This window comes from Streptomyces sp. NPDC007907 (assembly GCF_042959365.1).
Lineage (GTDB): Bacteria > Actinomycetota > Actinomycetes > Streptomycetales > Streptomycetaceae > Streptomyces > Streptomyces indiaensis.
Genome location: NZ_JBIBKR010000004.1, coordinates 555,022 through 569,602 on the forward strand (window position 1 = coordinate 555,022; position 14,581 = coordinate 569,602).

The window sequence follows — 14,581 nt, forward strand, 5'->3', positions numbered from 1 at the left end:
CACCCTCCCCCAAGCCGGCTTCGCTCCAGCAAGGGGTACCCCATCGCCCCCGAGCGGCGCGCATGCCCGCAGCTGGGGTGGCGCGCAGGCCCGCAGCCGGGTGCGGCTACGGCGCTGTCACGAAGTCGATCAGCTCCTCGACCCTGCCCAGGAGTTCCGGCTCCAGGTCCTTGTACGACTGGACCCCCGACAGGATCCGCTGCCAGGCGGCGCCGGTGTTCTCCGGCCAGCCGAGAGCCCTGCACACGCCCGTCTTCCAGTCCTGGCCGCGCGGCACCCGGGGCCAGGCCTCGATGCCGAGGGACGACGGTTTCACGGCCTCCCAGATGTCGATGTAGGGGTGGCCGACGACCAGCGCGTGTGCGCTCTCCACCGACTGGGCGATGTGCCACTCCTTGCTGCCCGGGACCAGGTGGTCGACCAGGACGCCGAGGCGGGCGTCGGGGCCGGGGGCGAAGGAGTCGACGATCGACGGGAGGTCGTCGACGCCCTCCAGGTACTCCACGACCACGCCCTCGATGCGCAGGTCGTCGCCCCACACCTTCTCGACCAGCTCGGCGTCGTGGCGGCCCTCGACGTAGATGCGGCCGGCGCGGGCCACCCGGGCACGTGCGCCGGGAACGGCGACCGATCCCGAGGCCGTGCGGGTGGGACGCGCGGGGCCGCCCGACGACGGCCGCACCAGGGTCACCACCCTGCCCTCCAGCAGGAAACCGCGCGGCTCCATCGGGAACACCCGGTGCTTGCCGAAGCGGTCCTCCAGCGTCACCGTGCCCGCCTCGCAGCGGATCACCGCACCGCAGAAGCCGGTCCCCGGCTCCTCCACGACCAGGCCCGGCTCCGCCGCGACCTCGGGCACCGGCTTCGGCTTCTTCCACGGCGGGGTCAGATCGGCGGAGTACTGGCGCATTCGCATGACGATAGGAGAAGGCGGACGGCGATCACTGCGACACGCCGAAACGCACCGCCAGGGCGTCCCGTTGTGCCCGCACGAACGCCGCGTCCACCAGCGCTCCGTGACCGGGCACGTACACCGCGTCCTCACCGCCCAGGCCGAGCAGCCGGTCCAGGGCGGCCGGCCACTGCGAGGGCACCGCGTCCCGGCCCGCCTGCGGCTCCCCGGACTCCTCGACCAGGTCGCCGCAGAACACCACCTCCGGGTCCCCGGGCACCAGCACCGCCAGGTCGTGCGCGGTGTGACCCGGGCCGACGTTCGCCAGCAGCACCTGCCGGCCGCCGCCCAGGTCGAGCGTCCACTCGCCGGAGACCAGGTGGCCGGGCGCGGCCAGCCGCTGCGCCGCCTCCTCGGCCGTCTCGGCCGCCAGGCCGTTGCGCACCGCGTCCGCCCGCATCTCCTCGCGGTCCCGCACCCGGGTCAGCACCGCGTCCACGCCCACCGCGCCGAACACCTCCACGTCCGTGAGCGCCGCGGCACCGAAGACGTGGTCGAAGTGCGGATGGGTCAGCGCGAGATGTGTCACACGGTGACCCGCGAGTGCCCGCGCCTGCTCGCGCACCTTCGCGCCCTCGGCGAGGCTCGACCCCGGGTCGATCACGAGGGCCGCGTCCTCGCCGACGACCAGCCCCGCGGTGCAGTCCCACACCGGCAGCCGGCACCGCCCCACCCCCGCGGCCACGCGCTCCCACCCCAGGTCTTCCCAAGTCACCGTCATACGGCGACGCTAGCGGTGGGCCCCGCTCGGGGCACGGCGCCGCACGACCAGCCTTGCCGGGGGTGTACCCCACCGCCGTACACTGGGCCGGGGAATGCTGGCACTCGCACGCGCAGAGTGCCAGGCCGGACCGGCAGGGCAAGCAGGCGGAGACATCTGGAGGTGTGCGCGATGCTCAGTGAACGCAGGCTTCAGGTGCTGCGCGCCATCGTCCAGGACTACGTCGGCACCGAGGAGCCGGTGGGCTCCAAGGCCCTCACCGAGCGGCACAACCTCGGCGTCTCCCCGGCCACCGTCCGCAACGACATGGCGGCCCTCGAGGACGAGGGGTACATCGCCCAGCCGCACACCAGTGCCGGGCGCATCCCCACGGACAAGGGCTACCGGCTGTTCGTCGACAAGCTCGCCGGTGTCAAGCCGATGACCGCGCCCGAGCGGCGCGCGATCCAGAACTTCCTCGAGGGTGCCGTCGACCTCGACGACGTCGTGGCGCGTACGGTACGGCTGCTCGCGCAGCTCACGCGTCAGGTCGCCGTCGTGCAGTACCCGTCGCTGACCCGCTCGACCGTGCGGCACGTGGAGTTGCTCTCCCTCGCGCCCGCGCGCGTGATGCTCGTGCTGATCACGGACACCGGGCGGGTCGAGCAGCGGGTGGTCGACTGCCCGGCGCCCTTCGGCGAGGCCTCGCTGGCGGATCTGCGCGCGCGGCTCAACAGCCGTGTGGCGAACCGCCGTTTCGCGGATGTGCCGGGTCTGGTGGAGGATCTCCCGGAGGCGTTCGAGCACGAGGACCGGGGTACCGTCTCTACGGTGCTCTCCACGCTTCTGGAGACGCTCGTCGAGCAGAACGAGGAGCGGCTGATGATCGGCGGCACCGCCAATCTGACCCGCTTCGGTCATGACTTTCCCCTCACGATCCGGCCGGTGCTGGAGGCGCTCGAGGAGCAGGTCGTGCTCCTCAAGCTGCTCGGCGAGGCGAAGGATCCGGGCGTGACCGTACGGATCGGTCACGAGAACGCCCACGAAGGACTCAACTCCACGTCCGTCGTGTCGGTCGGCTACGGTTCGGGCGGCGAGGCAGTCGCCAAGCTCGGCGTGGTCGGACCGACCCGCATGGACTACCCGGGAACGATGGGAGCGGTACGCGCAGTGGCACGGTACGTCGGACAGATCCTGGCGGAGTCGTAGTGGCCACGGACTACTACGCCGTACTCGGCGTGCGCCGCGACGCGTCGCAGGAAGAGATCAAGAAGGCCTTCCGGCGGCTCGCGCGCGAGCTGCACCCGGACGTCAACCCCGATCCGAAGACCCAGGAGCGGTTCAAGGAGATCAACGCCGCTTACGAGGTGCTGTCGGATCCGCAGAAGAAGCAGGTCTACGACCTCGGCGGCGACCCGCTCTCGCAGGCCGGCGGCGGTGGCGCGGGCGGCTTCGGAGCCGGTGGTTTCGGGAACTTCTCGGACATCATGGACGCGTTCTTCGGCACGGCGTCGCAGCGCGGACCGCGCTCGCGCACCCGCCGCGGCCAGGACGCCATGATCCGTATCGAGGTCGAGCTCGACGAGGCGGCCTTCGGTACGACCAAGGACATCCAGGTCGACACGGCCGTCGTCTGCAACACCTGCAACGGTGAGGGCGCGGCGCCGGGCACCTCCGCCCAGACGTGCGACATGTGCCGCGGCCGCGGTGAGGTCTCGCAGGTGACCCGGTCCTTCCTGGGCCAGGTCATGACGTCCCGCCCCTGCCCGCAGTGCCAGGGCTTCGGCACGGTCGTCCCGACCCCGTGCCCGGAGTGCGCGGGCGACGGCCGGGTCCGCTCCCGCCGCACGCTCACGGTCAAGATCCCGGCCGGTGTCGACAACGGCACGCGCATCCAGCTCGCCGGCGAGGGCGAGGTCGGCCCCGGCGGTGGTCCGGCCGGTGACCTCTACGTCGAGATCCACGAGCTGCCGCACAGTACGTTCCAGCGGCGCGGCGACGACCTGCACTGCACGGTGACGATCCCCATGACGGCGGCGGCCCTCGGCACGAAGGTGCCGCTGGAGACGCTCGACGGCATGGAGGAGGTCGACATCCGCCCGGGCACCCAGTCCGGCCAGTCGATCCCGCTGCACGGCCGGGGCGTCACGCACCTGCGCGGCGGCGGACGCGGCGACCTCATCGTCCACGTCGAGGTCCAGACCCCGACCAAGCTCGACCCCGAGCAGGAGCGCCTGCTGCGCGAACTCTCCAAACTCCGCGGCGAGGAACGCCCCACCGGGCAGTTCCAGCCGGGGCAGCAGGGGCTGTTCTCGCGGCTGAAGGATGCGTTCAACGGTCGCTGACGCGAGTGGTCGGGCCGCTGCCGGGGTCCGGGGGTCGTCCCCCGGGCAGGCACGGTCAGCCGGGGCAGCAGGGGTTGTTCTCGCGGTTGAAGGATGCGTTCAACGGTCGCTGACGCGAGTGGTCGGGCCGCTGCTGGGGGTCCGGGGGTCGTCCCCCGGGCAGGCACGGTCAGCCGGGGCAGCAGGGGCTGTTCTCGCGGTTGAAGGATGCGTTCAACGGTCGCTGACGCGAGTGGTCGGGCCGCTGCCTGGGGTCCGGGGGTCGTCCCCCGGGCAGGCACGGTCAGCCGGGGCAGCAGGGGTTGTTCTCGCGGCTGAAGGATGCGTTCAACGGGCGTTGAGCCGGCGCCTGTGACGGGTGATGCGGGGTGCCTCCCGGGTGACGGGAGGTGCCTGTTCCTCTGGTCTATGCCAGTCGGCAGGCCGGTTTAGGGGTTGTCCGGAGGACGTGACAACATGCCGTCATGTCCTCCGCACTGACCGATCTCTTCCCCCACCCGATCGTGCAGGCCCCCATGGCGGGCGGCGTCTCCGTACCGAAGCTGGCCGCCGCCGTGTGCGAAGCGGGCGGGCTGGGATTCCTCGCCGCCGGCTACAAGACCGCCGACGGGATGTACCAGGAGATCAAGCAGCTCCGGAGCCTCACCGGCAGGCCCTTCGGCGTCAACGTCTTCATGCCGCAGCCGGAGTACGCCGACCCCGCCGCCGTCGACGTCTACGCCCATCAGCTGGCCGGCGAGGCCACCTGGTACGAGGCCGAGCTCGGCGACGCGGACAGCGGACGGGACGACGGCTTCGAGGCCAAGCTCGTGGTGCTGCGCGACAACCCCGTACCGGTCGTGTCGTTCCACTTCGGCGTCCCGAGCCGGGAGGTCGTCGACGCCCTGCACCGCGTCGGCACCTTCGTCCTGGCCGCCGCGACCACCCCCGACGAGGCCCGGGCCGTGGAGCGGGCGGGCGCGGACGCGGTCATCGCCCAGGGCGTCGAGGCCGGCGGCCACCAGGGCACCCACCGCGACATCCCCGAGACGGACGGCTCCGGCCTCGGACTGCTGTCGCTGATCGCGCAGGTCCGCGAGGCCGTGAGTATCCCGATCATCGCCGCCGGCGGCATCATGCGCGGCAGCCAGATCGCCGGTGTCCTCGCCGCGGGCGCGAGCGCGGCCCAGCTGGGCACCGCCTTCCTCGCCACCACCGAGTCGGGGGCGCACGCCCTGCACAAGCAGGCACTGACCAACCCCCTGTTCGTGCGCACGGAGTTGACCCGGGCGTTCTCCGGGCGGCCCGCGCGCGGCCTCGTCAACCGGTTCCTGCGCGAGCACGGCCCGTACGCGCCCGCCGCCTACCCCGAGATCCACCACCTCACCGCGCCGCTGCGCAAGGCCGCCGCCAAGGCCGGTGACGCGCAGGGCATGGCGCTGTGGGCGGGACAGGGGCACCGGATGGCGCGGGACCTGCCCGCCGGGCAGCTGGTGGAGGTGCTGGCCGGGGAACTGGCCGCCGCCCGGGCGTCGTTGACGAGTGGGGGTGTGCTGTGACCGCGCCGGTGTTCGTGGCCGAGGACTTCGCCGCGGGCGGTGACGGCCGGTACGTCCTCGACGGGCCGGAGGGGCGGCACGCCGTCTCCGTGAAGCGGCTGCGCGCCGGTGAGGACGTCGTCCTCACGGACGGGGCCGGCCGCTGGGCGGACTGCGTCGTGCTCGACACGGAGGGCAAGGACCGGCTGATCCTCCGGCTGGAGTCGGTGCACGAGGAGCCCGCGGAGCAGCCCCGGGTCACCGTCGTCCAGGCCCTGCCCAAGGGCGACCGGGGAGAGCTCGCCGTGGAGACGATGACCGAGGTCGGCGTCGACGCGATCGTGCCGTGGTCGGCGGCGCGCTGCATCACGCAGTGGAAGGGCGAGCGCGGGGCGAAGGCGCTGGGCAAGTGGCGGGCGACGGCCCGGGAGGCCGGCAAGCAGTCCCGCCGGGTGCGCTTCCCCGAGGTCGCCGAGGCGGCCACGACCAGGCAGGTCGCCACCCTGCTGGCGGGAGCGGAGTTCGCCGCCGTGCTGCACGAGAGCGGGGACACACCCCTGGCCACCGCCGACCTGCCGGCCACCGGCGAGATCGTGCTGGTGGTGGGACCCGAGGGGGGCGTGGCGCCGGAGGAACTGGCGCTGTTCGAGGAGGCGGGGGCGAAGGCCTACCGCCTCGGGCGCAGTGTGCTGCGCACATCGACCGCCGGGACGGCCGCCGCGGCCGTACTCCTGGCACGCACCGGACGCTGGTCCTGACCCCCTCGGAGGCACCGTGGAACTCGCACAGGTACGTCTGCTCGTGACCGACTTCGCCGCCTGTTACCGCTTCTACGGCGAGGTCCTCGGCCTCAAACCGCAGTCGGGCGCGGCGGACGGGCCGTACGAGAAGTTCAGCCCCGCGGTCGGCTCCGCGGGGATCGCGCTGCAGGACCGGTCGATGATGGCCGAAGTGCTCGACGAACTGGGCGACACGGCCGAGGGCCACCGCTCTCTTGTCGTGCTGCGGGTGGACGGTCTGGACGCGTACTGCGAGGAGATCACGATGCGCGGCGCGACCGTCCTGCACGGCCCGGCGCCCATGACGGACCGTATGCGGGTGGCCCATCTCAAGGACCCCGAGGGCAACTTGGTGGAGCTTCAGGAGTGGCTGCTGCTGCGCGGCTGACGCCTTTGCGCCCTACCGCGCGGCCCCCGACAGTGGCAGGCTCCCCTCCATGGGGGCTTCGAAAAGTCATCGGCCGGTGCCGCGCGGGCGGCGCGTCGCGATCGCGGCGGCGTTCGCCGTGGTGGCGGTGGGCGGCGCCGTCGCCTGCGAACCGGGCAGCGTCAGCGCCGCGTCCGTCGCCTACACCACCGACGAGACCGTGACCAAGGAACTCAACCGGCAGAAGGCGGGCGTGCGGTGGCTCACCTGCACCGCCTCCTACGGGGAGAACGGCGGGAAGTCGTCACCCTCGGCGCGTGAGCGGACCGTCGCCACCGTCGACTGCGAGGGCGAGACCGACGACGGCAAGGACATCACCGTCGACGGCAAGGTCACCCACGCGGTGGACGGCGCCTGCGTGCGCGGGAACATCACCGCCAAGGTGGACGGCAAGGTGTGGTTCCAGGTCGACGGCCTCGGCGACTGCAACTCCAGCACCCCGCCCCCCGTCGGCGGGCCGGCGAACGGGCAGCCCGGACCGACCGTCACGGTGACCGTCACCCAGACCATCTGGTGCGAGCGGTACCCGGACTGCCGCCCTGTCGAGGGCAAGTGATCCGAACCCTGTCCGTGCGGCGTCGTCCCTGCATAGGGTGATCAGGTGACATCGCCTGCTTACCTCCGGTTCCCCCATGTGCACGGCGACCTGGTCGCCTTCACCGCCGAGGACGACGTGTGGCTCGCTCCACTCGACGGCGGCCGGGCCTGGCGGGTCAGCGCCGACAACATGCCGGTGACCCAGCCCCGCATCTCGCCCGACGGCACCACCGTCGCCTGGACCTCCGGCCGGGACGGCGCCCCCGAGGTGTTCATCGCCCCGGTCGACGGCGGCCCCGCCAAGCGGCTGACGTACTGGGGGAGCCCCAAGACACAGGTGCGCGGCTGGACCCCCGACGGCGAGGTGCTGGCGATCAGCGCCCATGGGGAGGCCAGCCTGCGCCGCACCTGGGCGCGTGCCGTCCCGCTGGACGGCGGACCGGCCACCACACTGCCGTACGGGCCCGTCGGCGACGTCGCCCACGGCCCGCACACGGTCCTGCTGTCCGCACCCATGGGACGCGAGGCTGCCTGGTGGAAGCGGTACCGCGGCGGTACGGCGGGCAAGCTGTGGATCGACCCCGAGAACAACGGCGAATTCGTGCGGCTCCACGAGGACATCGACGGCAACCTCGAATACCCGCTGTGGGTGGGGGACCGGATCGGTTTCCTCTCCGACCACGAGGGCACCGGAGCGCTCTACTCCTCCCTCGCCGACGGGTCCGACCTGCGCCGCCACACCCCTCTCGGCGGTTTCTACGCCCGGCACGCCGCGACCGACGGCACCCGTGTCGTCTACTCCAGCGCCGGTGAGCTGTGGATCCTGGACGACCTGGACGGGGCCGAGCCGCGGCGGCTGGACGTGCGGCTGGGCGGACAGCGCGTCGATCTCCAGCCGTTCCCGGTGAACGCCTCCCGCTGGTTCGGCTCGGCCTCCCCGGACCACACCGCACGCGGCAGCGCGGTCGCCGTACGCGGCGCCGTGCACTGGGTCACCCACCGCTCCGGCCCGGCCCGCGCACTGGCCTCGACCCCGGGCGTACGCGCCCGGCTGCCGCGGACGTTCCGCGCGGACGGCGAGCAGTGGGTGGTGTGGGTGACGGACGCCGAGGGCGACGACGCCCTGGAGTTCGCGCCCGCCACCGGACTCGCCCCGGGGGCGACACCCCGCCGCATCGCCGCCGGACAGCTCGGCCGGGTACTGGACCTCGCCATGGCGCCCGACGGCAGCCGTGCCGCCGTGTCCTGCCACGACGGGCGCCTGCTGCTGGTGGAGCGGGAGACGGGGGAGGTGCGCGAGGTCGACCGCAGCGAGGACGGCGACGTGTCGGGCCTCGTCTTCTCACCCGACTCGTCCTGGCTGGCCTGGTCCCACCCCGGCCCCCGGCCGCTGTGCCAGCTGAAACTCGCCAACACCACCGACCTGTCGGTCACCGAGGCCACCCCGCTGCGCTTCCAGGACTACGCGCCCGCCTTCACGATGGACGGCAAGCACCTCGTGTTCCTGTCGACCCGCTCCTTCGACCCGGTCTACGACGAGCACGTCTTCGACCTGGCCTTCGTGGTGGGCGCCCGGCCGCACCTGATCACCCTCGCCGCCACCACGCCCTCCCCGTTCGGGCCGCAGCGGCACGGCCGCTCCTTCGAGACGCCCGACCGGGAGGAGACCCCCGACAGCGAGGGCACCCCCACCACCCGCATCGACCTCGAAGGCCTCGCCGACCGCATCGTGCCCTTCCCGGTCGAGGCCGCCCGCTACACCAACCTGCGGGCCGCCAAGGACGGTGTCCTGTGGTTGCGCCACCCGGTCGCCGGTGTGCTCGGCGCGTCCCGGGCGACCCCGGACGACCCCGACCCGAAGTCCGAGCTGGAGCGCTACGACCTCGCCCAGCAGCGCCTGGAACACCTCGCCGTGGACGCCGACCACTTCGCGGTCAGCGGCGACGGCAAGCGGGTGCTGCTGTGGACGGACGGGCGGCTGAAGGTCGTCCCCAGCGACCGGCGCGCCTCCGGCGACGACGACAGCGACTCCAACATCACCGTCGACCTGGGCCGCGTGCGGCAGTTCGTCGACCCGGCGGCCGAGTGGCGCCAGATGTTCGACGAGAACGGCCGCATCATGCGCGACCACTTCTGGCGGCCCGACATGAGCGGCGTCGACTGGGACGGCGTCCTCGACCGCTACCGCCCGGTCGTGGAGCGGCTCGCCACCCACGACGACCTGGTCGACCTGCTGTGGGAGGTCCAGGGCGAACTGGGCACCTCGCACGCCTACGTCATCCCGCGCGGGGGACACGGCGGCGGCCCCCGCCAGGGCCTGCTCGGCGCCGACATCTCCCGCCACGAGGACGGCAGTTGGCGCGTCGACCGCATCCTGCCCTCCGAGACCTCCGACCCGGACGCCCGCAGCCCGCTGGCCGCGCCGGGCGTCGCGGTGCGCCCCGGGGACGCCATCGTGGCGGTCGCCGGACAGCCGGTCGACCCGGTTCTCGGCCCCGGCCCGCTGCTGGTCGGCACCGCGAACAAGCCGGTGGAGCTGACCGTCTCCCCGTCGGGCGGCGGCGACCCCCGGCACGCCGTCGTCGTCCCGGTCGCCGACGAGGAACCCCTGCGCTACCACGCCTGGGTCGCCGACCGCCGCGCCTATGTCCACGAGAAGTCCGGCGGGCGCCTCGGCTACCTCCACGTCCCGGACATGCAGGCTCCCGGCTGGGCCCAGATCCACCGCGACCTGCGTGTCGAGGTCGCCCGCGAGGGCCTGGTCGTCGACGTCCGTGAGAACCGCGGCGGCCACACCTCCCAGCTGGTCGTCGAGAAGCTGGCCCGCCGTATCGTCGGCTGGGCCGTCCCGCGCGGCATGCGCCCCTACAGCTACCCGGAGGACGCCCCGCGCGGTCCTGTCGTGGCCGTCGCCAACGAGTTCTCCGGCTCCGACGGCGACATCGTCAACGCGGCGATCAAGGCCCTGGGCCTCGGCCCGGTCGTCGGCACCCGCACCTGGGGCGGCGTCATCGGCATCGACAGCCGGTACCGCCTGGTCGACGGCACCCTGGTCACTCAGCCCAAGTACGCCTTCTGGCTGGAGGGCTACGAGTGGGGAGTGGAGAACCACGGCGTGGACCCGGACGTGGAGGTCCTGCAACGCCCGCAGGACCACGCGGCGGGGAGGGACACCCAACTGGACGAGGCAATCAGGCTGGCGTTGGAGGCACTGGAGTCCAGTCCGGCGAAAACGCCCCCGGCTGTGCCAACCCTTTAGGGGCGCGGGGCTGCATCGAATTTGCGGCTCCGCCGCGTGGGCGCGACCAGCCCAAACGCACTCGCACCCGACGACGATACGATGCCGTCGGCACCACAACGCCCGAACTTCGGAGGTAACCGCATGGCCGGGGAACCCCAGGACGACTGCCTGTTCTGCAAGATCGTCGCAGGCACCATCCCGGCGACCATCGTCCGCCAGACGGAGACGACCGTCGCGTTCCGCGACATCAACCCCCAGGCCCCCACCCACGTCCTGATCATCCCCAAGGCGCACTACGAGAACGCCGCCGCCCTCGCCGCCGCCGACCCGGCCCTCACCGCCGACGTGGTCCGCGAGGCCCAGGCCGTAGCGGACGAGGAGAAGCTCGACAGCTACCGCCTCGTCTTCAACACCGGCAGCGGCGCCGGCCAGACGGTCTGGCACGTGCACGGCCACGTGCTCGGCGGCCGCGGCCTCGAATGGCCCCCCGGGTAGTCCGCCTTGTCCGTACGTGAACTCGTGGTGCTCGGCACCGCCAGCCAGGTGCCGACCCGGCACCGCAACCACAACGGCTACCTGCTGCGGTGGGACGGCGAGGGCATCCTGTTCGACCCCGGCGAGGGCACGCAGCGCCAGATGCTGCGCGCCGGGGTCGCCGCCCACGACCTGAATCGGATCTGCGTCACGCACTTCCACGGCGACCACTCCCTCGGCCTCGCCGGGGTGATCCAGCGCATCAACCTCGACAAGGTCCCGCACGAGATCACCGCCCACTACCCCCGCTCCGGGCAGCGCTTCTTCGACCGGCTCCGGTACGCCACCGCCTACCGCGAGACCGTTGGCATCACCGAGGCCCCGGTCGCCTCGGACGGGCCGCTCGCCCGCACGGACGGGTACACGATCGAGGCCCGGAAGCTGTCGCACCCGGTGGAGTCGTACGGCTACCGGATCGTCGAGCCCGACGGCCGCCGCATGCTGCCGGAGCGGCTCGCCGCGCACGGCATCAAGGGCCCGGACGTGGGCCGGATCCAGCGCGAGGGCGCGCTCGGCGGGGTGTCGCTGGAGGACGTCAGCGAGGTGCGGCGCGGACAGCGGTTCGCGTTCGTCATGGACACCCGCCTCTGCGACGGCGTGTACGCGCTCGCCGAGGGCTGCGACATGCTCGTCATCGAGTCGACCTTCCTCGACGAGGACGAGAAACTCGCCGTCGAGCACGGCCATCTGACGGCAGGTCAGGCGGCCCGCGTGGCCCGGGACACCGGCGTGCGGCACCTCGTGCTGACCCACTTCAGCCAGCGCTACACAGGGCGTGGGGGCACCTCCCGCTCGAGCGAAGCCGAGAGCGGGGGAGAGTTCGAGCGCCAGGCCCGGGCCGCCGGGTACGAGGGTGAGCTGACCGTGGCGCACGATCTACTGAGGGTGCCGGTCCCGAAGCGTCGGTGAAACGGCCGTACGATGAATTGATGTCCCTCCCCAAAGCCGAACTGCACCTTCACATCGAAGGCACCCTGGAACCGGAGCTCGCCTTCGAGCTCGCCGCGCGCAACGGCGTCACGCTGCCCTACGCCGACACCGACGAGCTGCGTGAGGCCTACCGGTTCGAGGACCTGCAGTCCTTCCTGAACCTGTACTACGAGCTCATGGCCGTCCTGCGCACCGAGCGGGACTTCGAGGACCTGGCGAACGCCTATCTCGCCCGGGCCGCGGCGCAGGGCGTGCGGCATGCGGAGATCTTCTTCGACCCGCAGGCCCACACCAGCCGTGGTCTCGGTATCGGCACCGTCGTCGAGGGGCTGTGGCGGGCGCTCGGGAACAGCGAGGCCGACCACGGCGTCTCGACCCGGCTGATCCTGTGCTTCCTGCGCGACGAGTCCGCGGAGTCGGCTCTGGCCACGCTGGACGCCGCCAAGCCGTACCTGGACCGGATCACCGGCGTGGGTCTCGACTCCGCCGAGGTCGGGCACCCGCCGGTGAAGTTCCGCGAGGTCTACGAGGCCGCCGCCGCACTCGGTCTGCGGAGGGTCGCGCACGCCGGTGAGGAGGGCCCGCCGGAGTACATCACCGAGGCGCTGGACGTCCTCGGCGTGGAGCGGGTCGACCACGGACTGCGCTGCGTGGAGGACCCGGCGCTGGTGGAGCGGCTGGTGCGCGACCGGGTGCCGCTGACGCTGTGCCCGCTGTCCAACGTCCGGCTGCGCACGGTCGACACCCTCGCCGACCACCCCCTGCCGGCCATGCTGGACGCCGGCCTGATGTGCACGGTCAACTCCGACGACCCGGCCTACTTCGGCGGTTACGCCGGCGACAACTTCGACGCGGTGCGCGCCACCCTCGGTCTCACCGAGGAGCGGCTGCGCGAGCTGGCCCGCAACTCCTTCCTTGCCTCCTTCCTGGAGGACGACGAGGAGCTGCGGGCGCGGTACCTGGCCGAGGTGGAGGCCTACACCTTCGGTTAGGGCCTGTCGTTTGGATCATGGCGCAGGGCATCGGCAGCACCGGTGAACGCCGGTGAGCGGGGCCTGGTGCGTGCAGCTGCAAGGCGGAGGAGGGAGTCGATGCGGAGCATCGGCGAGTGACGACAACGCGGCAGATGCGCGTGCCAGGCCCCGCGTCTGCGTCATGATCCAAACGACAGGCCCTAGCTCCGGGCGGGTCTCAGAAGACCTCCGACCCCGCCTTGCCGTAGGCACGCTGGGCGGGGACGGCCGGGGTGTCGACCGGGATCTCCACCACCGGCTGCTCCGGGGCGCCGATCTCGGGGATCGCGCCGGTGGGCGTCCCCGTGGCGGCGGCGACCAGGGCGGCCGGGTGACCGCCGCGGCGGCGGATCGCGCCGGGCAGCAGCGGACGTCCGCCGGTGTGCAGGGCGACGGCGGTCATCGGCAGGGCGATCACGAGCAGACCCGTGCCGAGGATCGCGCCCATGGCTGGGAAGCCGGCCTGCGCCGACAGCACGCTGCCGGTCAGCGGCCCGGCCGCGGTGCCCAGGGAGGACGCCGAGCCGACCAGCACGGCCCAGCGGCCGCGCGGGTCGAGCGAGGCGGCGAGCCCGATGAGGTACGACAGCACCACCGGGTAGAGCGTGTTCCAGGCGATCTCGCCTGCGGCGAAGCTCCCCAGGTCGGTCGCGGACGCGCTGAGCGCGATGCAGACGGCGATGAGGACGGTGCCGCCGCCGATGGGTATCGCGCGTCCGAGCCGGGCTCCGAGGGCACGCGCCGCGAGGACTCCGGTCAGGCCGGCGCCGAGAGCGACGGCGAAGACGACGCCGACGGTGGCCTCGCCGAGGTGCGCCTGCTCCAGGCCGATGCGTCCGCTCACGCCCCACAGGGAGTTCTGGGCGAGTGACCAGCACACCATGGCGGCGGCCAGCAGCAGCCCCGAACGGGCGTGCGGCAGCCGGGCCTTGTCGTGCCGGGCGATGGGCGTGGCGGGCACACCGGCGGGCAGGCGGCCGGTCAGCGGCCAGACCGCCAGGGCCGTGAGAGCGATCGCGGCCAGCGGCAGACCGTGCCCCGGGCCGAGGTGCGGCACCGTCAGATACACGGCGCCCGCGAGGGCGGAGACGGAGAGCAGCCCGGCCGTGGAGGCCCGGTGCGGATCCCTCTGACCGGCGATGAGGGTGGCGGCGACGGTCGTGGCCGTGCCGGAGCCGAACCCGCCGACGACCGCGCCGGCGACGACAGCGGGGACGGCGGTGCTCAGGGCGGCACCGCCGTAGCCGAGCAGGGCCAGGGCGAGGCCGAGCCGGGCGAGGGTGCGGGCTCCGATCCGCTCGACCCGGGAGGCCAGGGCGAACCCGGCGGCGGCCGAACTCAGCAGCAGGGCACTGCCGACGGCGCCGGCCTGGGTGGCGGAGAGCGGAAGGTCCGAATCGAGCCTGCCGACGGTGGTGGGCAGCAGATACGGAGCGAGGTACCCGGCCGTGAAAAGGGCGACGAGGGGCCAGGGAGTGGTGCGGGGGGCGAACACGGGCGTTCCCAGGGCATGCGAAAGGAGCGGGAGAAAAGGGGGATTGGGCGACGACCGTCGACGGACAGGAACGCGCGAGCAATTTGTATCAAGCACGTAGTCGCCCACGGG

The 14,581-nt window shown here is 72.7% G+C and carries 13 protein-coding genes; 10 read left to right on the forward strand and 3 right to left on the reverse strand.

The genetic code is table 11. The features are described from left to right. Positions 1–106: 106 nt before the first annotated feature. Together ACFZDI_RS18800 and ACFZDI_RS18805 are read right to left on the reverse strand one after the other, a co-directional pair. Positions 107–910, reverse strand: a complete 804-nt coding sequence (locus tag ACFZDI_RS18800; RefSeq protein WP_234846741.1) for a DUF3097 domain-containing protein — start codon at positions 908–910, stop codon at positions 107–109. 31 nt (positions 911–941) lie between these two features. Further along, entirely contained in the window at positions 942–1,673 is a 732-nt protein-coding gene (locus ACFZDI_RS18805; RefSeq protein ID WP_391251791.1) for an MBL fold metallo-hydrolase, read from the reverse strand. A gap of 171 nt (positions 1,674–1,844) precedes the next feature. Here ACFZDI_RS18805 and hrcA point away from each other — a divergent pair, with 171 nt between their 5' ends. The 10 genes from hrcA (at position 1,845) to ACFZDI_RS18855 (ending at position 12,954) form a co-directional block, all read left to right on the forward strand. After that, a complete protein-coding gene (gene hrcA, locus ACFZDI_RS18810) occupies positions 1,845–2,861 on the forward strand; it encodes a heat-inducible transcriptional repressor HrcA (RefSeq protein ID WP_234846743.1) in 1,017 nt (338 codons plus the stop codon). Then, a complete protein-coding gene (gene dnaJ / locus ACFZDI_RS18815; protein ID WP_185013342.1) occupies positions 2,861–3,997 on the forward strand; it encodes a molecular chaperone DnaJ in 1,137 nt (378 codons plus the stop codon). The genes hrcA and dnaJ overlap by 1 nt, the downstream gene beginning before the upstream one ends. 464 nt (positions 3,998–4,461) lie before the next feature. Continuing rightward, positions 4,462–5,535, forward strand: coding sequence for a nitronate monooxygenase (locus tag ACFZDI_RS18820; RefSeq protein ID WP_391251794.1), 1,074 nt, complete (start codon positions 4,462–4,464; stop codon positions 5,533–5,535). After that, positions 5,532–6,272 (forward strand): 16S rRNA (uracil(1498)-N(3))-methyltransferase, encoded by a 741-nt coding sequence (locus ACFZDI_RS18825; RefSeq protein ID WP_391251796.1) that lies wholly within the window; start codon positions 5,532–5,534, stop codon positions 6,270–6,272. The genes ACFZDI_RS18820 and ACFZDI_RS18825 overlap by 4 nt, the downstream gene beginning before the upstream one ends. A gap of 16 nt (positions 6,273–6,288) precedes the next feature. Then, entirely contained in the window at positions 6,289–6,681 is a 393-nt protein-coding gene (locus ACFZDI_RS18830) for a VOC family protein (RefSeq protein WP_107454896.1), read from the forward strand. 49 nt (positions 6,682–6,730) lie between these two features. Next, a complete protein-coding gene (locus tag ACFZDI_RS18835; protein ID WP_234846747.1) occupies positions 6,731–7,276 on the forward strand; it encodes a hypothetical protein in 546 nt (181 codons plus the stop codon). Positions 7,277–7,321: 45 nt separating this feature from the next. Next, complete coding sequence (locus ACFZDI_RS18840) at positions 7,322–10,516, forward strand: S41 family peptidase (RefSeq protein WP_391251799.1); 3,195 nt, start codon at positions 7,322–7,324, stop codon at positions 10,514–10,516. Between the two features lie 123 nt (positions 10,517–10,639). Further along, the gene (locus tag ACFZDI_RS18845; RefSeq protein WP_234846749.1) at positions 10,640–10,993 is read left to right on the forward strand and encodes a histidine triad nucleotide-binding protein; all 354 of its coding nucleotides are present in this window, start codon (positions 10,640–10,642) and stop codon (positions 10,991–10,993) included. 6 nt (positions 10,994–10,999) lie between these two features. Next, positions 11,000–11,941 (forward strand): ribonuclease Z, encoded by a 942-nt coding sequence (locus ACFZDI_RS18850; protein WP_391251802.1) that lies wholly within the window; start codon positions 11,000–11,002, stop codon positions 11,939–11,941. 20 nt (positions 11,942–11,961) lie between these two features. Beyond that, positions 11,962–12,954 (forward strand): adenosine deaminase, encoded by a 993-nt coding sequence (locus tag ACFZDI_RS18855; RefSeq protein ID WP_391251804.1) that lies wholly within the window; start codon positions 11,962–11,964, stop codon positions 12,952–12,954. 199 nt (positions 12,955–13,153) lie between these two features. On the opposite strand, the gene ACFZDI_RS18860 is transcribed toward ACFZDI_RS18855, so the two are convergent. Further along, entirely contained in the window at positions 13,154–14,470 is a 1,317-nt protein-coding gene (locus tag ACFZDI_RS18860) for an MFS transporter (protein ID WP_391251806.1), read from the reverse strand. Positions 14,471–14,581 lie beyond the last annotated feature (111 nt).